Genomic DNA, 19,710 nt, shown 5'->3' on the forward strand with positions numbered 1-19,710 from the left:
CGTGCGGACCCTGCGCGCGGTCGTAACGGCCGCGCTGTTCGCGACCGCGGGGCTGACGGGCTGTTCATCGGCCGCCGCGGCCGACATGGGGGTGGGGGACTGCCTGAAGATGGGCGGCACCCTCGACCGTCCGGAGGCGACGAAGGTCGAGTGCGGCACGCCGGAGTCGAACTTCAAGGTGGTCGCTGTGCTTTCCGGCGAGGCCGGTGACAGCGAGCAGTGCCCCACCGACGTCGACTCGTACTACTCGATGCGCGGCGCGTTCCGCGACGGCGGCCAGACGGTGTGCATGGACATCGACTGGGTGGTCGGCGACTGCATGAGCATCGACCCGGAGAACTCGCGGGACCCGGTGCGGGTGGACTGCTACGACGGCACGATGCCGCACCGGCAGCGGGCCACCCAGATCCTCGACGAGGTCGCCAACGTCGACCAGTGCGCCACCGGCGTCGGCTACGCCTATGACGAGCGCCAGTTCACCGTGTGCGTCGAGGACGTGTCCTGATCCACCCGCTTTTTAGGGTCCGGACCTGCCGGGTTGTACCATGGATCTGTTCGCGCGGATTTCGTTCACCCGCGGACAACGGGTGCGGTTTCGCAGTTCCGCGAAAGCCGTCCCCGCGTGTCATATCGGGACCCGCCTGATGGCACGGTCTTCGGTAGTGGCTGCCGGATAGGAATCCGGCAGCTTCGATCGACGGCCGTAGCCGCATCAAGGCTGGTGGTTCTCCGGCGCCGTCACGGCTGCCCGGCATGTCCGACGGTGACCACGCGAAACAGCTGAATGATGTTCAGAGAGGCCATACGGACGCCTATGTCTGTAGTTGAAATTGAAGACGGCGTGTTCGAGTCCACCGCCGTGATCGACAACGGGAGCTTCGGCACCCGCACCATCCGCTTCGAGGCGGGCCGGCTGGCCCAGCAGGCCGCGGGTTCCGTCGTCGCCTACCTCGACGACGAGACCATGCTGCTGTCGGCCACGACCGCCAGCAAGAACCCCAAGGACCACTTCGACTTCTTCCCCCTGACGATCGACGTCGAGGAGCGGATGTACGCCGCGGGCCGCATCCCGGGGTCGTTCTTCCGCCGTGAGGGCCGCCCGTCCACCGACGCGATCCTCACCTGCCGGCTGATCGACCGCCCGCTGCGGCCGACGTTCGTCTCCGGTCTGCGCAACGAGATCCAGGTCGTCGTCACCGTGATGAGCCTCGATCCCAAGGACCTGTACGACGTGCTGGCGATCAACGCGGCCTCGGCGTCCACGCAGATCTCCGGACTGCCCTTCGCCGGCCCCGTCGGCGGCGTGCGCGTCGCCCTGATCGACGGCCAGTGGGTCGCGTTCCCGACCGTCGAGCAGCTCGAGCGGGCGGTGTTCGACATGGTCGTCGCCGGCCGTAAGACCGACGATGATGTCGCGATCATGATGGTCGAGGCCGAGGCCACCGACAACGTGATCGACCTGGTCGCCGGCGGAGCGGGTGCGCCGACCGAGAGCGTCGTGGCCGAGGGTCTCGAGGCCGCCAAGCCGTTCATCGCGGCACTGTGCACCGCCCAGCAGGAGCTGGCCGGGAGTGCGGGCAAGGAGACCGCGGAATACCCGCTGTTCCCGGAGTACCAGGACGACGTGTTCGACGCGGTGGCCGCGGTGGCCACCGACGAGCTGTCCAAGGCGCTGACGATCGCCGGCAAGGAAGAGCGCAACGACCGCACCGACGAGATCAAGGTCGAGGTGCTCGGCCGGCTCGCCGACCAGTTCGCCGGCCGCGAGAAGGAGATCGGCGCCGCGTTCCGGTCGCTGACCAAGAAGCTCGTCCGGCAGCGCATCCTGACCGACCACTTCCGCATCGACGGCCGTGGCGTCACCGACATCCGGGCGCTGAGTGCCGAGGTGGCCATCGTGCCGCGGGCACACGGCAGCGCGCTGTTCGAGCGCGGCGAGACCCAGATCCTGGGTGTCACCACGCTGGACATGGTCAAGATGGCCCAGCAGATCGACTCGCTGGGGCCGGAGACGTCCAAGCGCTACATGCACCACTACAACTTCCCGCCGTACTCGACCGGTGAGACCGGCCGCGTCGGTTCGCCGAAGCGTCGCGAGATCGGCCACGGTGCGCTGGCCGAGCGGGCCCTGATGCCGGTACTGCCGAGCATCGAGGAGTTCCCGTACGCGATCCGTCAGGTGTCGGAGGCGTTGAGCTCCAACGGCTCGACGTCGATGGGTTCGGTGTGTGCGTCGACCCTGTCGCTGCTCAACGCCGGTGTGCCGCTGAAGGCCCCGGTCGCGGGTATCGCGATGGGCCTGGTGTCCGACGACGTGGAAGTCGACGGCAAGACCGAGCGCCGCTTCGTGACGCTGACCGACATCCTGGGCGCCGAGGACGCGTTCGGTGACATGGACTTCAAGTGCGCAGGCACCAAGGACTTCGTCACCGCGCTCCAGCTCGACACCAAGCTCGACGGCATCCCCTCGCAGGTGCTGGCCGGGGCGCTGGCCCAGGCCAAGGACGCGCGCATCACGATCCTCGAGGTGATGGCCGAGGCCATCGACGAGCCCGACGAGATGAGCCCGTACGCGCCGCGTATCACCACGATCAAGGTGCCGATCGACAAGATCGGCGAGGTCATCGGGCCCAAGGGCAAGATGATCAACTCGATCACCGAGGAGACCGGCGCGTCGATCTCCATCGAGGACGACGGCACCGTGTTCGTCGGCGCCTCCAACGGCGAGGCCGCGCAGGCCGCGATCGACAAGATCAACGCCATCGCCAACCCGCAGCTGCCCAAGATCGGTGAGCGGTTCCTCGGAACCGTGGTCAAGACCACCGATTTCGGCGCGTTCGTCTCGCTGCTGCCGGGTCGTGACGGTCTGGTCCACATCTCCAAGCTGGGCCGCGGCAAGCGCATCAACAAGGTCGAGGACGTGGCGAAGGTCGGTGACAAGCTCCGCGTGGAGATCGCCGACATCGACAACCGCGGCAAGATCTCGTTGGTCCTGGTGGCCGAAGAGGCCGCCGAGGGCGGCAACGGCACTGCCACCGCCGATTCGGGCGCAACGCCTGTCGATGCCGCGACCAGCAGCAGCTAGGTCCGGAGCAGCGGCGCTGCGGCGCGGTCACCGCGACTCCACCTCGGAGTCGCGGTTCCGCCGCAGCACGCTGCCCGGCGGTCTGCGGGTGGTCACCGAGTTCATCCCGTCGGTGCATTCGGCGTCGGTCGGGCTGTGGGTCGGTGTCGGCTCGCGCGACGAGGGCCACAGCGTGGCCGGGGCCGCGCACTTCCTCGAGCACCTGCTGTTCAAGTCGACGCCGACGCGGTCGGCGGTCGAGATCGCCCAGGCCGTCGACGCCGTCGGCGGTGAGCTGAACGCGTTCACCGCGCGCGAGCACACCTGCTACTACGCGCACGTGCTGCACACGGATCTGGACCTGGCCGTCGACCTGGTGGCCGACGTGGTGCTGCGCGGCCGGTGTGCGACCGGTGACGTCGACGTCGAGCGCGACGTGGTGCTCGAAGAGATCGCCATGCGCGACGACGATCCGGAGGACACACTCAGCGACGTGTTCCTCACCGCCATGTTCGGCTCGCATCCGGTGGGCCGTCCGGTGATCGGCAGCGTCGAGTCGATCGAGGCTATGACCCGGGCGCAGCTGCACTCGTTCCACGTCCGCCGCTACGTACCGGAGCGCATGGTGCTGGCGGTCGCGGGAAACGTCGACCACGACGAGGTCGTCCGCCTGGCGCGGGAGCACTTCGGCGAGCGACTCGTGCGCGGCCGCAATGCGATTCCGCCGCGCAAGGGCACCGGCCGGATCGGCGGACGCCCGTCACTGCAGATCGTCGACCGCGACGGTGAGCAGACCCACCTGTCACTGGGTGTGCGCACGCCCGGCAGGCACTGGGATCACCGCTGGGCACTGACCGTGCTGAACAGCGCGCTGGGCGGCGGGCTGAGCTCCCGGCTGTTCCAGCAGGTGCGCGAGACCCGCGGCCTGGCCTACTCGGTGTACTCGACCGTGGACACCTTCTCCGACAGCGGAGCCCTCTCGGTGTACGCCGCATGCCTGCCCGAGCGGTTCGACGAGGTGGTCCGGGTGACCACCGACGTGCTCGACGGGGTGGCGCGCGACGGGATCACCGAGGCGGAGTGCCGGATCGCCAAGGGATCGCTGCGCGGCGGTCTGGTGCTGGGCCTGGAGGACTCCGGGTCGCGGATGCACCGCATCGGCCGCAGCGAGCTGAACTACGGCGAGCACCGCAGCATCGAGGCGACGCTGGACCTGATCGACGCGGTGACGCTCGACGAGGTCAACGCGGTCGCCGCGCAGCTGCTCAAGCGGTCGTACGGCGCAGCGGTGCTCGGGCCGCAGGTGGAGACGACGCTGCCCGAGCGGTTGCGGGTGCTGGCCGGCTGATTCGTCGGGCAGCTACCGCACCTGCAGTGAGTGGTCGCGGCGCAACACGAAGAAGTACGGCGTCCTGATGCCGCGCAGATCCATCGCTCCGAGCACGGTGTCGTCATCGAGCCGGCGGAACACGTCGTTGATGGGCAATTGGTCGTAGACCATCGTGGCGGTGTCCACGTCGCGGTAGCGGGTGGTGCGCAGCCGGGCCTTGGGTCCACGCGCACGCAGCGCGGGCTTGAGCGCCGCGATGGGTTTGGTGAAGTCCAGCTTCTTCACCGCGGGGAACTTGGTTGCCACGACGAGACCGCTGAACGCCAGAGCCGGATTGAGGGGCCACAGCGCGTCGCCACCGGCGGTCGGGAACAGCAGCGGGTGCACGGTCTCGCCGTCGACGAACTGCTTGCCCCACCAGCCGCTGGGTTCGAGGACTCCGTCGAGCGGGTGGCCGGTGGGCAGCTCGGCGCCGTGCCAGGTGCCGATCATCGACTCCGTCGGCACGGCGGGGCAGCTGTCGAACAGCGCGAGGGCGTCGGCGGTGGTGGTCGGGACGTGGGGCAGGACGTCGGCGAGCTGCATGGGCCCCACAATACTTGACATGTGTCAACGACGGGCCGGGACGGCACACTGGGGACCGTGCGCCCAACCGATGCCTGCCCGTGCGGCAGCGGCGAACCCTACGGCGGGTGCTGTGGTCCGCTCCACCGCGGTGAGCGGTCCGCCGAGACTGCGGAGCACCTGATGCGGTCGCGGTTCAGCGCCTACGCCATCGGCGACCTCGACTATGTATGGCGCACATGGCATCCCCGCACCAGGCCGAGCGCGCTGACGCCGGACACCGCACTGGAGTGGACCGCCCTCGAGATCGTGGACGTGGTCGCCGGTGGCGCGGAGGACGACCACGGCGAGGTGGAGTTCCGCGCGCACTACCTGCAGAACCGACGAAGCGGGACGCTTCATGAGCGGTCCCGCTTCGCGGTCAGAGCCCGCCGGTGGTTATACGTCGACGGGACGTTGTTCGAGTAGCGATCAGGCCAGGATGCTTGCCGGGTCGGTGAAGGGCAGGTCCAGGTCCGCGGCGACGTGCTCGTTGAGCAGGGCGCCCTCGTGTGTGGACAGCCCCTTGGCCAGTGCGGCGTCCGCGGAACATGCGGCCTGCCAACCCTTGTCGGCGAGCTTGAGCACGTAGGGCATGGTCGCGTTGGTCAGCGCGTACGTCGAGGTGCGGGGCACGGCGCCCGGCATGTTCGCCACGCAGTAGAAGACGGTGTCGTGCACCGCGAACGTCGGGTCGTCGTGGGTGGTGGGCCGGGAATCCTCGAAGCAGCCGCCCTGGTCGATCGCGATGTCGACGAGCACGGCGCCCGACTTCATGTGCGCCACGGTCGAATTGGTGACGAGCTTGGGCGCCCTTGCGCCCGGGACGAGCACCGCACCGATCACCAGGTCGGCCTGCTTGACCGCGTCCTCGAGATCGAGGCTCGACGAGTATCGGGTCTCGATACCGCCGCCGTACTCGGCGTCGATCTTGCGCAGCGTGTTGATGTTCAGGTCGAAGACGGTGACGCGTGCGCCCATGCCCTTGGCGACGGCGGCGGCGTTGTCGCCGGCCATACCGCCGCCGATCACCACGACATTGGCGGGCGCGACGCCGGGAACGCCGCCCATGAGGACGCCGCGACCGCCATGGGTGCGCATCAGGTGGTAGGCCCCGACCTGCGCGGCGAGGCGACCTGCCACCTCGCTCATCGGTGCGAGCAGTGGGAGCGCGCCGTCGGCGGTCTGCACCGTCTCGTAGGCGATGGACGTGGTGCCGGACGCCATCAGCGCGTCGGTGCACGGCTTGGACGCCGCGAGGTGCAGATAGGTGAAGAGCGTCTGGCCCGTGCGCATGCGGCCGTACTCCGCCTCGATCGGCTCTTTGACCTTCAGTAGGAGGTCGGCCTCCGCCCACACCTCGTCGGCGGTGTCGATGATCTGCGCGCCGACGGCCTTGTAGTCGTTGTCGGCGATCGCCGAGCCCTCCCCGGCGCCGGCCTGGACCAGCACCTCGTGACCGCGACGGGTCAGTTCCGCCACCCCGGCGGGGGTGATGGCGACACGGTATTCGTTGTTCTTGATCTCGGTCGGGACTCCGACACGCATGATCGCTCCTTGGTGGTTGTGGGCTGCACCAATTGTGAAGAACATTCGACGTAGCCGCAATAAGCCTGCGAAAGATTCGCTAGAGTGACCGAATGAACGACGATCCGACGATCGCAGCGTATCCGAAGCCGCTCGAGTCGAAGGATGTTCGAGCCGTGCCCCTCGACGAGACGGATCGCCGCATCCTGGCGGCGTTGCACGCCGATGCGCGGATGTCGAACAGCGCACTCGCCGACCTCGTCGGCATCGCCGCGTCGACGTGCCACGGCAGGGTGCGACGGCTGCAGGAGGCCGGTGTCATCCGCGGCTTCTACGCCGACATCGATCCGGTCGCCATCGGCCTGTCCCTGCAGGCGATGATCGCGGTGACGCTGCAGTCGCATGCCCGCGGCAAGATCCGCAGCTTCATCCAGCAGATCCGGCGGCGCCCGCAGGTGATGGACGTGTACTTCCTCGCCGGCGGCGACGACTTCATCCTGCACGTCGCCGCCCGCGACACCGACGACCTGCGCTCGTTCGTGGTGGAGAACCTCAACGCCGACGCCGACGTCGCCGGGACGCAGACGTCGCTGATCTTCGAACATCTCCGCGGCGCGTCGCCGGTGTGACCTCGCCGCGCCGTCGCGCCGGCGCCCACTTAATGTGGGCGACATGTCACTGGTGCTGTCGGTCAATGTCGCTCGTCCACGGGCGAATCCCGCGAAGCCGTCCACGACCACCGGCATCGACAAGGCGCCCACCGGCGACGCGGTTCTGGTGCAGGCACCGGGACCCAAGGGTCCCGGCCTGGCCCACGACACCATCGGCAACTCCAAACTGCACGGTGGAGACGACCAGGCGGTGTACGCGTACGCCCGCGAGGACCTCGACCAGTGGTCCGGCCGGCTGGACCGGCAGATCAGCAGCGGCATGTTCGGCGAGAACCTCACGACTTCGGGAATCGACGTCACCACCGCAGTCATCGGCGAACGCTGGACGGTCGGTTCGGACGGACTCGTGCTGGAGGTCACCTCGCCCCGCACGCCGTGCAAGACGTTCGCCGCGTGGCTCGAGATCCCCGGCCTGATCAAGACGTTCACCGCGGCTGCCCTTCCGGGTGCGTACTTTCGGGTGATCTCTCCCGGGCATGTCCGGGCCGGCGACGCGATCACCGTGACCGACCGGCCCGACCACGGCGTCACCGTCCAGACCGTCTTCCGCGCGCTGTTGAGCGACCCGTCGCTGCTCGACGGGTTGCAACACCTCGATGCGCTGCCGGAGGACATCAAGCGCAAAGCACGTCGCCGCTCAGAACGCCCGGCCTGACCCGCACCGCGCCGCAGGTCATGCGGCGCCGGGTCTTTCGCCGTCATCATCGTCGGCTGTCGGTTCGGCCAGGTATTCCTGCGGGTGGTGGTAGCGGTTGGTCCGGGGTTGGCCGGTGTCGAGATGTTCGGGTGGAATCCAGTGCACGCGTCCGTTGATACGGCGGGTGGTCCAGCCTTTCTCCTTCATCCGGTTGTCGGGTCCGCATGCCAGGCCGAGGTCGGTGATGTCGGTGGCTCCGCCGTCGGCCCACCGGTTCAGGTGGTCGACCTGGCACCAGTAGCCCGGGACGGTGCAACCAGGCCGGGTGCACCCGCGATCCATGGCGTGCAGCACGATCCGTTGGGCGGCGGAGGCGATGCGCCGGGCGCGGCCCAGGTAGAGGGGCAGTTGGGTGTGTTCGTCGAACACCGCCAGGTAGTGGTAGGCGTGGGATGCCATCCGGATCAGGTCGGCCATCGGCAGCAGTGACCCGCCGCCGGTGACCGCGACCCCGGCGCCGCGCTGCAATTCCTGCACTGTGGTGGAGGCGATGACGCTGACCGGCAACCCGTGGTGTTGCCCGAGCTTCCCGGAGGCCAGCACCGTGCGACCGATAGCGGTGAGTGCGTCGTGGCGGCGCTGACCGGGGGAGCGCAGATCCCGGCGGGCGGCGTCGGAATCGGGTTCGCCGTCGACGGTCGGGGTGTCGTCGTCGGGGTTGCACATGCCCGGCGCGGCCAGCTTCGCCAGCAGCGGTTCCAGGGTGGCGCGGCATTGGGGGTCGATGACCGCGGTGAGGCGGCTCATGCCGTCGGCGTCCTGGCGGCCCAGGGTGAGGTGGCGTTTGCGGGCCTGGCGTTCGGCGGGTTCGGGGCCGTCGGGGTCGATCAGGGCGACCAGCCGGTCGGCGGCGGCTTGGAGTTGTTCGGGGTCCAGGGTGCAGGCGATGGACGCCAGCGTGTGTTCGGCTTGATCGCGGGTGTTGCCGTCGACCCAGGAGGGCAATTTCTTGTCCAGGGTGTTGCGGATGATCTGGATGTGTTCGTCGCCGATGCGGCCCTCGGCCTGCGCGGCGGCGGTGTGGGCCAACAGCGGTGGCAGTGGCTGGCCGGTGAGTGCCCGTCGAGGCCCCAGTTGTTGGGCGTCGGTGATGCGCCGGCCGGCTTCGGTGCTGCTGATCCTCAACCGGTGCACCAGCAGGTCCTTGAGGGAGGAGCCGCCCAGGTCGGCCGGGTCGGCGCGGTCGAGGCGGCCGATCAGTCGGTGTTCGAGGGCAGGTTGGCGGCGGCGGTGGGTTTCGAGGCGTTCCCGCACCGCCAGTATGTCGGCCGCCGCCCAGTTCTCGCATGATGACGCCGCCTCGACGGACGCCTCATCCATCATGTCGAGCAGTGCCAGGTAGTCCACCGCCTCCATGTATCGAACATTAGTTCGACAGTCCGACGGAAATGGACCATATGTGACTGGAGAAGTAGAAGTGACAGAAGGGATTTCGCCCTCTCGGCGAACGTGCGGATGATGCCGTCCGCGACGGCGTGTCGGCGAGCACACGCGCACTCTCGCGCAGATAGAGACGCCGACTAGGCTCCCAGGCATGCGAGTAGGGGTGCTGGGTGCGAAGGGCAAGGTCGGCGCGGCGATGGTGTCGGGTGTCGAGGCGGCTGGCGATCTGATCCTGTCGGCGGCCGTCGACGCCGGTGACCCGCTGAGCCTCTTCGTCGACAATGACACCGCCGTGGTCATCGACTTCACCCACCCCGATGTGGTGATGGACAACCTGAAGTTCCTCATCGAGAACGGCATTCATGCCGTCGTGGGGACCACGGGGTTCACCGACGAGCGGCTGGCCCAGGTGCGGGACTGGCTGTCGGACAAGCCCGACACCGCGGTGCTCATCGCCCCGAACTTCGCGATCGGCGCCGTGCTGTCCATGCATTTCGCGCAGCAGGCGGCGCGGTTCTTCGATTCGGTCGAGGTCATCGAACTGCATCACCCGCACAAGGCCGACGCGCCGTCGGGAACGGCGACGCGCACCGCGAGGCTCATCGCCGAAGCGCGAAAAGATCTGCCGCCCAACCCCGATGCCACCAGTACCGGCCTGGACGGTGCCCGCGGCGCCGACGTCGACGGTGTCCCGGTGCACTCGATACGGCTGGCCGGCCTCGTCGCGCATCAGGAGGTGCTTTTCGGCACTGAGGGCGAAACGCTCACCATCCGTCACGACAGCATCGACCGCACGTCGTTCGTGCCGGGAGTGTTGCTCGCGGTGCGGAAGGTGTCGGAGCGGCCGGGGCTGACCATCGGCATCGAACCACTGCTCGACCTATGACCGAAGGCGGGCGCGCGCTGCGTATCCAAGTGCTCATCGGCTTCATGTGCGTGGCGCTCGTCGTCTACTTCATCCTGCTCGGCCGCATCGCCATGGCCTTCATCACTTCTGGCGAGGCGGCGGCCATCGGCCTCGGGGTGGCGCTGCTGGCGTTGCCCCTGATCGGCATCTGGGTCATGGTGAGCACGCTGCGTGCCGGCCTGGCGCACCAGCGGCTGGCCCGGACGGCACGCGAGCGCGGCATGGAACTCGACGTCGACGCACTGCCGAGGATGGCGTCGGGGCGCGTCGAACGCGACGCGGCCGACGCGCTGTTCCAGACCGTGCGCGCGGAAGTGGAAGCCGAGCCGGACAATTGGGTGCGCTGGTACCGACTGGCCCGGGCCTACGACTATGCCGGCGACCGGAGCCGGGCCCGCGAGACCATGCGCAAGGCCGTCGAACTGGAGGAGCGGACGTGAGCAGGACGCTGCTCGTCGTGCACCACACCCCGTCACCGGCGACGCGGGAGCTGCTGGAGGCGGTGCTCGAGGGCACACGTGACCCGGACGTCGAGGGTGTCGACGTCGAGCTCCGGCCGGCGCTCGCCGCCACCCTGCCCGACATGCTGGACGCCGACGGCTACCTGTTCGGCACCACCGCCAACTTCGGCTACATGTCCGGGGCGCTCAAACACTTCTTCGACACGGTGTACTACCCGAGCCTCGACCACGTCGCAGGCCGCCCCTACGGGTTGTGGGTGCACGGCAACAACGACACCGTCGGCGCCGCCGCCGCGGTGGAGAAGCTGGCGACGGGTCTGGCGCTGGCGAAGGTCGCCGATGTGCTCGAGGTCGCCGGGCCGGTCGATTCCGGCGTTCGCGAACGTGCGTACGAACTGGGTGGCACATTGGCAGCCACCCTGATGAACTGACGTTCACCCACGACGAGGAGAAACCATGCCGGGAATCGCCGAACTCGCGCTCGGAGCGGCGCCGCTGGCAGGAGGCGCCCTGCTCGGGGTCGTCGCGGGAAACGTCAAAGGGCCCGACATCCGGGGACTGATCATCAAGGACTTCGACCTGCTCGAGCGGGTCCCGGACGATCAGCCGGAACTCCGGGCCGGGCTCAAACGCAGCATCGACCAGCGCATCTCCGAACTGATCGCCGCCGACGACCGCAGCCGGCAGCTGCGCCAGACGGCGCTGTCATACCAGGGTGACTGGCGGGACATTTTCATCTTCGTCTGCGCCATTCTGTTCACGATCATCTGGTGGAACGTCAAACACGACCGACCGAACTGGCTGTTGATGTTCGTGGCGATGATCATCTTGTGCATCGCCACCGGCATCTACGCCGCGCGCGGCGTGTTGCGTGCGCTGTTCAAGCGCCGCGGTCAAGGGAAAAGCTGACTATCGGGTCTTCGGCGTCGAAAGCGTTGCGCAGCAACCGGATTCCTTCGGCCTCGATCTCGGCCAGCGTGGTGTCCGCGAGCTCGGTGTAGGGCGTCACCCGCATCGCCGTGGCAGCCGCGCGACCCTCGAGCTCCCACGTGCCCGCCACGAACCCGTCGACCAGCACCGTGCCGGGGAACACGCCGTTGCCGCCGGCGAACAGCCGCTTGCGATGCGCGTCGCTGAGCACCCGCGTGCGGTCGGCATGCGAGAGCACCAGGTTGTCGAACGCCGCGACCAGCCGCACCGGCGCATGCTGGTCGGGGTCCGGCCGTGGTGCGTCGGGCAGGTCGTAGACCCGTCGGCCGCTGTCGGTCTGCAGCCGGATCAGCCGGTCGGAAAGCCGGTCGAAGACCTCACCGAGCCGGGTGAGCCCGCTCCACGTCTGCATGTCGGCCACCGATGCCGGCCCGAACGCGCCGAGATACCGCAGCACCAGATCGTCGACCGACAAGGTCTCGGTCGGCGGGCCGAGCCAGCCCGCCGCGGTGGTCAGCCGCACCTGCCCGCTGCGCTGCCACAGCGCCCGCGGCGGAACCTGCACCAGCGGCACCAGGCTGCGACCGATCTCGGTGAGCGCCCGCAGCGGGCAGTCCGGCCACCGCTGCGCGAGCCGGGAACCCAACTCGGCGGGTGTCAGCGCCTCGGCGTCGAGGATCTCGGCGGCCGTGGCGGCGACGGCGTCCACGTCGACGTCGCCGAGGGCGGCACCGTGCATCGCGCGCAGCATCCGGTCCAGCAGGGGCTGCACCAGCGGGCGCAACCGATGGGCATCGGCGGCAGTTACGAGGTGAATCGTGCCGCGCATCAGCACGATTCGCACTGCCCGGCGGTCGAGCAGCAGCCCGGACAGCTCGTCGGCGGTGAAGTGCTCGAGCCGGCTCCAGAGTCCGTAGTAGGGCGGGAACGGGGCCTGGGCCTGCATGCCGACGAGATGTTCGAGGGCGTCGAGAGCGCTCATCGACGAGCGCTGCAGAAGCAGCTGGCGGGCCAGCGTGGCCCGGTTCAGCGCCCGGTCCGACAGCGGGGTCAACTGGGCAGCGCGGTCTCGAACAGCTCCTGCAGGGCGATCCAGTGCCGCTCGGCGGCTTCCTCGTCGTACGGCACGTTGTCCGGGACGGCGAATCCGTGCCCGGCGGGATAGATCTCGACGGTGTGCGTGACGCGGGCCGCGGTCAGCGCCTTCTCCAGCGTCTCGGCGTCCTCGGTGGTGAAGGACCTGTCGTTCTCGGCGCCCGCGACGTAGATCGTCGCGGTCATCCGGTCGGCGAGCAGGTGCGGGCTGGCGTCGTCGCCGTCGACCACCAGGCCGCCGCCGTGGAAGGAACCGGCCGCACCGACGCGGTCGGGCAGCAGCCCGGCCAGTGTCACCGAGATGCGGCCGCCCATGCAGTAGCCGCAGACGCCGAACCGGTCGCTGCGCACCTCGGGGCGGGCGGCGAGGAAGTCGAAGAATGCGTTGGCGTCGCCGGCGACCCGATCTGGCGTCAAGGAGCTGATCATCCCGAAGAGCCGCTTGCGTTCTGCCTCGTCGGTGAACACCGTGCCCATGTCGAACGGCGCCCAGTCTCCGTCGCGGTAGTAGACGTCGGGCAGCAGCACGGCGTGGCCGAAGCCGGCCAGCCGGGCGGCCATCTCCTGGAAGGTCGGGCGCACGCCGCCGGCGTCGGGGAACATCACCACACCCGACCAGGGGCCGGTGCCGTTCGGGGTGTGCAGCGTGACGGGGCAGGCGCCGTCGGGGGTGTCGATCGTGGCGTTGATACTCGGCATGGCTTCGTTTCTACTCGCCGGGGGTGGACGTAAGCTGGGCGGCGTGCCGATCGAGACGCCGTACGAGGATCTGCTGCGTCTGGTGCTCTCGGAGGGAACGCCGAAATCCGACCGCACCGGCACCGGCACCCGCAGCCTGTTCGGCCATCAGCTGCGTTACGACCTGACTGCCGGATTCCCCCTGATCACGACGAAGAAGGTGCACACCAAGTCGATCGTCTACGAGTTGCTGTGGTTCCTGCGCGGCGACTCCAACGTGAGATGGCTGCAGGAGCGCGGCGTCACGATCTGGGACGAATGGGCTTCGCCGACAGGCGATCTGGGCCCGGTCTACGGTGTCCAGTGGCGGTCGTGGCCGACGCCGTCGGGTGAGCACATCGACCAGATCACCGCGGCACTCGACCTGCTGCGTTCCGACCCGGATTCCCGGCGCATCATCGTCTCGGCCTGGAACGTCGGGGAGATCCCGCAGATGGCGTTGCCGCCGTGCCATGCGTTCTTCCAGTTCTACGTCGCCGACGGACGGCTGTCGTGCCAGCTCTACCAGCGCAGCGCCGACCTGTTCCTCGGCGTGCCGTTCAACATCGCCAGCTACGCGCTGCTGACGCACATGATGGCGGCCCAGGCCGGGCTCGGCGTCGGTGAATTCATCTGGACCGGCGGTGACTGCCACATCTACGACAACCACGTCGAGCAGGTGACACTGCAGCTGAGCCGCGAGCCGCGGCCGTACCCGCAACTGCGGCTGGCCCAGCGCGACTCGATCTTCGACTACACCTACGACGACATCTCGATCGTGAACTACGACCCGCACCCGGCCATCAAGGCCCCGGTGGCGGTATGAGGACTGCGCGCAGGTCCGGATGTCGCTGACCCTGGGCCTCATCTGGGCGCAGTCCACCTCGGGGATCATCGGCCGTGACGGCGGCATCCCCTGGCGGCTGCCCGAGGATCAGGCCCGCTTCAAGGAACTCACCATGGGTCACACCGTGGTGATGGGCAGGCTGACCTGGGATTCGCTGCCCGCCAAGGTGCGTCCGCTGCCGGGACGCAGGAACGTCGTCATCACCAGGCAGGCGGGCTACTCCGCCGACGGCGCCACGGTGGTCGGCGACCTCGACGAGGCGATCTCCGGAGACGACGACAACTGGGTGATCGGCGGCGCCCAGATCTACACGCTCGCGATGCCGTTGGCGACGCGGTGCGAGGTCACCGAGGTGGAGATCGACCTGCCGCGGGAGGACGCCGACGCGGTGGCACCGGTCCTCAACGGCGACTGGGTGGGGACCGAGGGGGAGTGGCTGACCAGTGCCGCCGGCCTGAGGTACCGGTTCTTCAGCTACCGCCGATCCTGAGTCGCCGCACACTGAGCGCTTCCCACGGCAGGAATGCGGCGCCGTACCGTCGCGTTGGGTAAGACGACCGGTCGTATTGGCGGTCACAGCGATGAAGGGAGACTGCAATGAAACTTCTCGACGAGGTCCTCGCCGCTCACGGCGGAACCGACCGGTGGCAGCAGCTCGACACGCTCGGGATCCACCAGATCGTCGGCGGCGTGCTGTGGCCGCTGAAGGGCGTCGGCGGCATCCTCGACGACTCGACGGTGGACATCCGTGTGCAGGAGCAGCACGCCTGGCACCGACCGCTACCGACGCCGGGATTCCGATCGCACTTCACCCCGGGCCAGGTGGTGATCGAACACGACGACGACGAGCACCAGCAGGTGGAGGTGCTGCGCGACCCTCGTTCCTCCTTCACCGGTCACACTCTCGAGACGCCGTGGTCGCCGGTTCAACTCGCGTACTTCTCGGGGTATGCCATGTGGACATATCTGACCGAGCCCTATCACCTGACCTTTCCGGGTGTGCAGACCGAGGAGCTCGGCACCTGGCAGGAGCGCGGTGAGACCTGGCGACGGTTGGCCGTCCGGTATCCCGACGACATCGCCACTCACAGCTCCGACCAGGTTCTCTACGTCGACGCCGACGGTCTGTTGCGCCGGCGCGACTACCAGGTCGACATCGCCGGCGGATCCCCCGCGGCGCACTACATGGACGACTACCGCGAATTCGACGGCATCGTGCTGCCGGTCACGCGCATCGTCCACCCGCGCGACGACGACGGCAGGCCGGTCGAGGACACCGTCACCGTGTCCGTCGACATCGACGACGTGCGGACCGTCTGGAGGTAGGCCGTGCCCAAGCCCAGTCTTCGCGAGGCTCTCCTGGACGCCGGGTTCGCCGCGTTGCACGCCGGTGGGTACACCGCGACCGGCGTGGCGACGATCGCGGCAGCCGCCCACGCGCCGAAAGGATCGTTCTACAACCACTTCCCGAGCAAGGAAGCGCTCGCTCTCGAGGTCCTCGCCCGGTACGGCGAACAGCGGCGGCTCTCACTGCTCGACCAACCCGATGTGCCTGCGGCGCAACGCGTCCGAAACCACCTCGAACACCTGAGGGAGGACCTCGCCGCGTACGGCTACCGGCGCGGCTGCATGTACGGCAACTTCGCCGCCGAGGCGCCCGCGGACGCGCCCGCGGTCACCGCCGCCGCGGTCGCTGCGCTGGGGAGATGGCGCAGCGTGTTGGCCGCCGCGATCCGCGACGGGCAGCAGTCCGGGGAATTCGCGCAGGACATCGACGCCGGTGCAGCGGCTGAGCTGATCGTCGACGCGTGGGAGGGCGCGGCGCTGCGGGCGAAGAGCACGGGCGAGAGCGCACCGATCGACAACGTGACCGCGCTGATCTTCGATCGCATCCTGTCGGTGCGTTAGGGCACGATCACCTGATGGTCGTCTCGCTCACTGCAGCGCAGGCCCGTCGCGTCGCCGTGTCGGCACAGGGCTTCGGCGAGCCAGCGCCGCGCGGCCCGGTCACCCGCGCGCACCTGCGGCGGCTGATCGGCCGGATCCAGGTGCTTCAGCTCGACTCGGTGTCGGTGACGGTGCGCGCGCACTACGCGCCGGTGTTCAGCCGACTCGGCGGGTACGACCGGGACGTGCTCGACGCGGCGGCCTGGCGGCACAGTGCGCGCTCGCCCCGGTTGCTGGTCGAGTACTGGGCCCATGAGGCGGCGCTGATGGCCGTCGACGACTGGCCACTGATGCGGTGGCGGATGCGGGAGTACGTGCACGGCCGGTGGGGCACCGAGATCGTCCGGAACAACCCGAAGCTCGCCGAGGACGTCATCGCGGCGGTGGCCGAACTCGGTCCGTCCACGGCAGGTCAGATCGAGGCCCACCTGGAGGCGGAGCCGCGTGGCCGCAAGGGTCCGTGGTGGGACCGCAGCGAGACCAAGTGGGTGGCCGAGGCGCTGTGGTCCTCCGGCGTGCTGACCACGGCCACCCGGGTGGGCTTCGCCCGGCACTACGACCTGGCCGAGCGGGTGCTGCCGCCGGAGGTGCTGGCGCGGCAGGTCGACGACGACGAGGCGATCCGCGAACTGGCGCTGCGTGCGGCGACGGCGCTCGGGGTGGCCACCGAGGCGGACATCCGCGACTACTTCCGGCTCTCGGCCAGACAGATCAAGCCGGCGCTCGCCGATCTCCTCGACGCAGGACAGCTTGAGGCAGTCGAGGTAGACGGGTGGGCCGCTCCGGCGTATCTGCGATCCGGCCAGACCGTGCCGCGCCGGGACCGGGGCACCGCGCTGCTGTGCCCATTCGATCCGCTGATCTTCTTCCGGCCGCGGGTGGAGCGCCTGTTCGGGTTCCACTACCGCATCGAAATCTATGTGCCACAACCCAAGAGGCAGTTCGGCTACTACGTGTGGCCGTTCCTGCTCGACGGCCGCCTGGTGGGCCGGGTGGACCTGAAGGCCGAACGGGCGGCCGATGCGCTGCACGTCGTGGGGGCGTTCACCGAGCCGGGGGAGCGCCCGGCGGAGGTGGCCGCCGCGCTGGCCGTCGAACTGCGTCGGATGGCGGACTGGCTGGGAATGGCCGACGTGGCGATTGGAGAGCGCGGGGACCTGGCCGGCGCGCTGCGGGCCGCTGTCCGCGCGCCTGTGCCGAGATGAGTCAGGAGCCGTTCCAAACCGCCAGCGCGCCGCCGGGCATACACACGATCAGGAACCCGGCCGGACCGCTGACGTTCCACGCTTCATAGGCAGGATCCGGCTCGACCGTCAGCCGGGTCGAATCGTCGAGACGGATGGTCAGCACGCCTGTCTCGGATACGTGAGCGTCGTCGATGCGGTGGCCGACGAGATGACCCACCAGCGCCGTCACCTTCGCCTGGTCGGCCTCCGGCGACAGTTCGACGCAGGCGTCCGACAGATGAAGGCAGAACGGTGATTCCACCGTGACGTTGTACGTGTCCGACAGCCGCACCTGCAGGGTGTACTCGACATGGGTGGACGTGACCGTTCTGCCGCGCAATCGGAGATCCGTCGTCACGTCGGCTCCCCGTCTGGTCGAGATGATCGACGAACTCCTCGCTGAGGGTGGTCACGATCTCCACGGCATCCGGTCGCGACAGCGCAGGCGCCGTGCGGATCCGGTCGGCCAGTTCGGACCCGCGACGGGCCAAAATCTCGACGAGCAACTCTGCCTGATCGCGGGTGAGGAACTCGAATTCGCCGTTCAACAGCTGATGACCTCGATCTCGTCCGGGCGCGGCCACCGCGTGGGCACTTCATCGGTCACCCAGGCGTATTCGAGCCCGGACAGCCGCCCACCCTGGACCCAGATGAGGATCTCACCCCGGTACTCATCCGCATTCGGCACGAATGCCCGCACCGGCAGGGGACCGTCCGGTACGTCGGCACTCGGCGAGTCACCAGGAGTGCGGATGTCGAGGATCCAGTCGGTCGAACGGCGGACGAACGCCCCGGCGAGCCCGTCGAGCAGCCCCGCGCACCCGGGCAGCGTCGAGACGACGGCCGTCATCACCGCCATCTCGTCATCGGACATCTGCCGCCATACGACCTCCACGTCGTCGGCGACGAGCGTCACCACGACGCTGTCGAGCCCGTCGCAGAACTCCACCTCGTAGGCCGCGGGCGCGCCGCCCCGACCGCGACCGTGATCGATCACCACCGTCCCCTCGCGGCCGGCGTCGACACCGTGCTCCGGCAACGCCCTGCGCAGCCGGACGACGTCGTACTCCTTCGGTGTCACGGCGCCTCCCTGCTGACGAACCGCGGCGGGCCGGCGCACCGAATCCGGACCCGTCCCCAGTCACCCGCGACCTCGTACCCGCCGGCGGCCGACGTCAGGCTGTCGATGTTGCCCAGGTCGACCTCACCGGTCGCGTCGACGTAGCGCTGCGTCGAGCGCTCCAGCCAATCGATGTGCGCCACGTCCGAGAACACCAGCGCACCGTCGGCGTAGCAGTACTGCTCGCCGGGAAGGGGATCGCGGTACGCGGGATGCTCGGGGGTGAGAACGGCCGACATCGAGAACGCCAGTCGTCCGGCGCTTTCGACGATGTCGAGCACATAGCTGTCCTCGAGGTAGAGGCCACGCAATCCGGGCAGCTCGGCGTAGTCGGTCATCGGTCCGTCCAGCGTAAGGCGGCTCCGGCGGGCCACCGGTCACGAATGCGGCGGCCGTCGCACTAAGGTGAGCCCGTGGCCGAGACCGCGCCGCTGCGCGTGCAACTGATCGCGAAGACCGAATTCGTGGCGCCGCCGGACGTCCCGTGGAGCACGGACGCCGACGGCGGCGAGGCGCTGGTCGAGTTCGCCGGCCGGGCCTGCTACCAGAGCTGGTCCAAGCCCAATCCCCGCACCGCCACCAACGCCTCCTACCTGCGGCACATCATCGACGTCGGGCACTTCTCGGTGCTGGAGCACGCCTCGGTGTCGTTCTACATCAGCGGCATCTCCCGGTCGTGCACCCACGAACTGATCCGGCACCGGCACTTCTCCTATTCGCAACTGTCACAGCGCTATGTCCCCGAACACGATTCGCAGGTGGTGATCCCGCCCGGCATGGAGGACGACCCGGAGCTGGTCCGGATCTTCACCGAGGCGGCCGACGCGAACCGGGCCACCTACACCGAGCTGCTGGCCCGGCTGGAAGCCAAGCTCATCGGCGACCAGTCCGGTGACCGATCGGCCGTGCTGCGCCGCAAACAGGCGAGGCAGGCGGCCCGCGCGGTGCTGCCCAACGCGACCGAGACCCGCATCGTCGTCACCGGCAACTACCGCGCCTGGCGGCACTTCATCGCGATGCGGGCCAGCGAGCACGCCGACGTCGAGATCCGCAGGCTCGCCATCGCCTGCCTGCGCCAGCTCGTCGACCTCGCCCCCGCGGTGTTCGGCGACTTCGACATCGCGACGCTCGCCGACGGCACCGAGGTGGCCACCTCGCCGCTGGCTACGGAAGCGTGAACACCAG

General features: G+C 68.9%; 24 protein-coding genes. 16 read left to right on the forward strand and 8 right to left on the reverse strand.

Annotation, left to right across the window (positions count from 1 at the left end):
- Position 1 precedes the first annotated feature (1 nt).
- The 3 genes from lppU (at position 2) to ACPCHZ_RS17940 (ending at position 4,412) form a co-directional block, all read left to right on the forward strand.
- Positions 2–505 (forward strand): LppU family putative lipoprotein, encoded by a 504-nt coding sequence (gene lppU / locus ACPCHZ_RS17930; protein WP_423485950.1) that lies wholly within the window; start codon positions 2–4, stop codon positions 503–505.
- Positions 506–814: 309 nt separating this feature from the next.
- Positions 815–3,085 (forward strand): polyribonucleotide nucleotidyltransferase, encoded by a 2,271-nt coding sequence (locus ACPCHZ_RS17935; RefSeq protein WP_364978951.1) that lies wholly within the window; start codon positions 815–817, stop codon positions 3,083–3,085.
- Positions 3,063–4,412, forward strand: a complete 1,350-nt coding sequence (locus tag ACPCHZ_RS17940; RefSeq protein WP_423485951.1) for a M16 family metallopeptidase — start codon at positions 3,063–3,065, stop codon at positions 4,410–4,412. Before ACPCHZ_RS17935 ends, ACPCHZ_RS17940 begins: the two co-directional genes overlap by 23 nt.
- 12 nt (positions 4,413–4,424) lie before the next feature.
- On the opposite strand, the gene ACPCHZ_RS17945 is transcribed toward ACPCHZ_RS17940, so the two are convergent.
- Complete coding sequence (locus tag ACPCHZ_RS17945) at positions 4,425–4,979, reverse strand: DUF4334 domain-containing protein (RefSeq protein ID WP_423485952.1); 555 nt, start codon at positions 4,977–4,979, stop codon at positions 4,425–4,427.
- Positions 4,980–5,036: 57 nt separating this feature from the next.
- Between ACPCHZ_RS17945 and ACPCHZ_RS17950 the strand changes: the two genes are divergently transcribed.
- Positions 5,037–5,426, forward strand: a complete 390-nt coding sequence (locus ACPCHZ_RS17950; protein ID WP_423485953.1) for a YchJ family protein — start codon at positions 5,037–5,039, stop codon at positions 5,424–5,426.
- A 3-nt stretch (positions 5,427–5,429) separates the two neighbouring features.
- On the opposite strand, the gene ald is transcribed toward ACPCHZ_RS17950, so the two are convergent.
- The gene (ald, locus tag ACPCHZ_RS17955; protein ID WP_423485954.1) at positions 5,430–6,545 is read right to left on the reverse strand and encodes an alanine dehydrogenase; all 1,116 of its coding nucleotides are present in this window, start codon (positions 6,543–6,545) and stop codon (positions 5,430–5,432) included.
- 92 nt (positions 6,546–6,637) lie between these two features.
- Here ald and ACPCHZ_RS17960 point away from each other — a divergent pair, with 92 nt between their 5' ends.
- Both ACPCHZ_RS17960 and ACPCHZ_RS17965 read left to right on the forward strand, forming a co-directional pair.
- Positions 6,638–7,153, forward strand: coding sequence for an Lrp/AsnC family transcriptional regulator (locus ACPCHZ_RS17960; protein ID WP_423485955.1), 516 nt, complete (start codon positions 6,638–6,640; stop codon positions 7,151–7,153).
- Between the two features lie 43 nt (positions 7,154–7,196).
- Positions 7,197–7,850, forward strand: a complete 654-nt coding sequence (locus ACPCHZ_RS17965) for an MOSC domain-containing protein (protein ID WP_423485956.1) — start codon at positions 7,197–7,199, stop codon at positions 7,848–7,850.
- Between the two features lie 18 nt (positions 7,851–7,868).
- Here ACPCHZ_RS17965 and ACPCHZ_RS17970 read toward each other — a convergent pair whose 3' ends face one another.
- The gene (locus ACPCHZ_RS17970) at positions 7,869–9,248 is read right to left on the reverse strand and encodes an HNH endonuclease signature motif containing protein (protein WP_423485957.1); all 1,380 of its coding nucleotides are present in this window, start codon (positions 9,246–9,248) and stop codon (positions 7,869–7,871) included.
- Between the two features lie 178 nt (positions 9,249–9,426).
- Here ACPCHZ_RS17970 and dapB point away from each other — a divergent pair, with 178 nt between their 5' ends.
- From dapB to ACPCHZ_RS17990, 4 genes are read left to right on the forward strand one after another with little or no spacing between them, the layout of a single operon-like run.
- A complete protein-coding gene (gene dapB / locus ACPCHZ_RS17975; protein ID WP_423485958.1) occupies positions 9,427–10,161 on the forward strand; it encodes a 4-hydroxy-tetrahydrodipicolinate reductase in 735 nt (244 codons plus the stop codon).
- Positions 10,158–10,622 (forward strand): hypothetical protein, encoded by a 465-nt coding sequence (locus ACPCHZ_RS17980; RefSeq protein WP_423485959.1) that lies wholly within the window; start codon positions 10,158–10,160, stop codon positions 10,620–10,622. The genes dapB and ACPCHZ_RS17980 overlap by 4 nt, the downstream gene beginning before the upstream one ends.
- Entirely contained in the window at positions 10,619–11,074 is a 456-nt protein-coding gene (locus ACPCHZ_RS17985; RefSeq protein ID WP_423485960.1) for a flavodoxin family protein, read from the forward strand. Before ACPCHZ_RS17980 ends, ACPCHZ_RS17985 begins: the two co-directional genes overlap by 4 nt.
- Before the next feature lie 25 nt (positions 11,075–11,099).
- A complete protein-coding gene (locus tag ACPCHZ_RS17990) occupies positions 11,100–11,552 on the forward strand; it encodes a hypothetical protein (RefSeq protein ID WP_423485961.1) in 453 nt (150 codons plus the stop codon).
- Here the strand turns inward: ACPCHZ_RS17990 and ACPCHZ_RS17995 are convergent.
- Both ACPCHZ_RS17995 and ACPCHZ_RS18000 read right to left on the reverse strand, forming a co-directional pair.
- Positions 11,524–12,627 (reverse strand): winged helix DNA-binding domain-containing protein, encoded by a 1,104-nt coding sequence (locus ACPCHZ_RS17995; RefSeq protein WP_423485962.1) that lies wholly within the window; start codon positions 12,625–12,627, stop codon positions 11,524–11,526. The two genes, ACPCHZ_RS17990 and ACPCHZ_RS17995, sit on opposite strands and share 29 nt — an antisense overlap.
- Positions 12,624–13,367: a dienelactone hydrolase family protein gene (locus ACPCHZ_RS18000; protein WP_423485963.1), complete on the reverse strand. Its 744-nt coding sequence runs from the start codon at positions 13,365–13,367 to the stop codon at positions 12,624–12,626. The genes ACPCHZ_RS17995 and ACPCHZ_RS18000 overlap by 4 nt, the downstream gene beginning before the upstream one ends.
- A gap of 43 nt (positions 13,368–13,410) precedes the next feature.
- Between ACPCHZ_RS18000 and ACPCHZ_RS18005 the strand changes: the two genes are divergently transcribed.
- The 5 genes from ACPCHZ_RS18005 to ACPCHZ_RS18025 all read left to right on the forward strand — a co-directional run bounded on the left by ACPCHZ_RS18005 (position 13,411) and on the right by ACPCHZ_RS18025 (position 17,384).
- Positions 13,411–14,211 (forward strand): thymidylate synthase, encoded by an 801-nt coding sequence (locus tag ACPCHZ_RS18005; protein ID WP_423485964.1) that lies wholly within the window; start codon positions 13,411–13,413, stop codon positions 14,209–14,211.
- Positions 14,212–14,230: 19 nt separating this feature from the next.
- Positions 14,231–14,722: a dihydrofolate reductase gene (locus ACPCHZ_RS18010; protein WP_423485965.1), complete on the forward strand. Its 492-nt coding sequence runs from the start codon at positions 14,231–14,233 to the stop codon at positions 14,720–14,722.
- A 107-nt stretch (positions 14,723–14,829) separates the two neighbouring features.
- Positions 14,830–15,558: a hypothetical protein gene (locus ACPCHZ_RS18015; RefSeq protein ID WP_423485966.1), complete on the forward strand. Its 729-nt coding sequence runs from the start codon at positions 14,830–14,832 to the stop codon at positions 15,556–15,558.
- Between the two features lie 3 nt (positions 15,559–15,561).
- Positions 15,562–16,140, forward strand: a complete 579-nt coding sequence (locus tag ACPCHZ_RS18020) for a TetR family transcriptional regulator C-terminal domain-containing protein (protein WP_423485967.1) — start codon at positions 15,562–15,564, stop codon at positions 16,138–16,140.
- A 14-nt stretch (positions 16,141–16,154) separates the two neighbouring features.
- Positions 16,155–17,384 carry a winged helix-turn-helix domain-containing protein gene (locus tag ACPCHZ_RS18025; RefSeq protein WP_423485968.1) on the forward strand — a complete coding sequence of 410 codons (1,230 nt, stop codon included), beginning with the start codon at positions 16,155–16,157 and terminating at the stop codon, positions 17,382–17,384.
- Position 17,385: 1 nt separating this feature from the next.
- Here the strand turns inward: ACPCHZ_RS18025 and ACPCHZ_RS18030 are convergent, their stop codons facing one another.
- The 3 genes from ACPCHZ_RS18030 to ACPCHZ_RS18040 form a co-directional block, all read right to left on the reverse strand.
- On the reverse strand, positions 17,386–17,763 hold the full coding sequence (locus tag ACPCHZ_RS18030) for a DUF6188 family protein (RefSeq protein WP_423485969.1): 378 nt from the start codon (positions 17,761–17,763) through the stop codon (positions 17,386–17,388).
- Positions 17,764–17,949: 186 nt separating this feature from the next.
- Entirely contained in the window at positions 17,950–18,486 is a 537-nt protein-coding gene (locus ACPCHZ_RS18035) for a DUF4926 domain-containing protein (RefSeq protein ID WP_423485970.1), read from the reverse strand.
- On the reverse strand, positions 18,483–18,863 hold the full coding sequence (locus ACPCHZ_RS18040) for a hypothetical protein (RefSeq protein WP_423485971.1): 381 nt from the start codon (positions 18,861–18,863) through the stop codon (positions 18,483–18,485). Before ACPCHZ_RS18040 ends, ACPCHZ_RS18035 begins: the two co-directional genes overlap by 4 nt.
- 75 nt (positions 18,864–18,938) lie before the next feature.
- Here ACPCHZ_RS18040 and thyX point away from each other — a divergent pair, with 75 nt between their 5' ends.
- Entirely contained in the window at positions 18,939–19,703 is a 765-nt protein-coding gene (thyX, locus tag ACPCHZ_RS18045) for an FAD-dependent thymidylate synthase (RefSeq protein ID WP_423485972.1), read from the forward strand.
- The last annotated feature ends 7 nt before the right edge of the window (positions 19,704–19,710 follow it).

Source organism: Mycobacterium sp. NPDC050041 (assembly GCF_049541695.1).
GTDB lineage: Bacteria > Actinomycetota > Actinomycetes > Mycobacteriales > Mycobacteriaceae > Mycobacterium.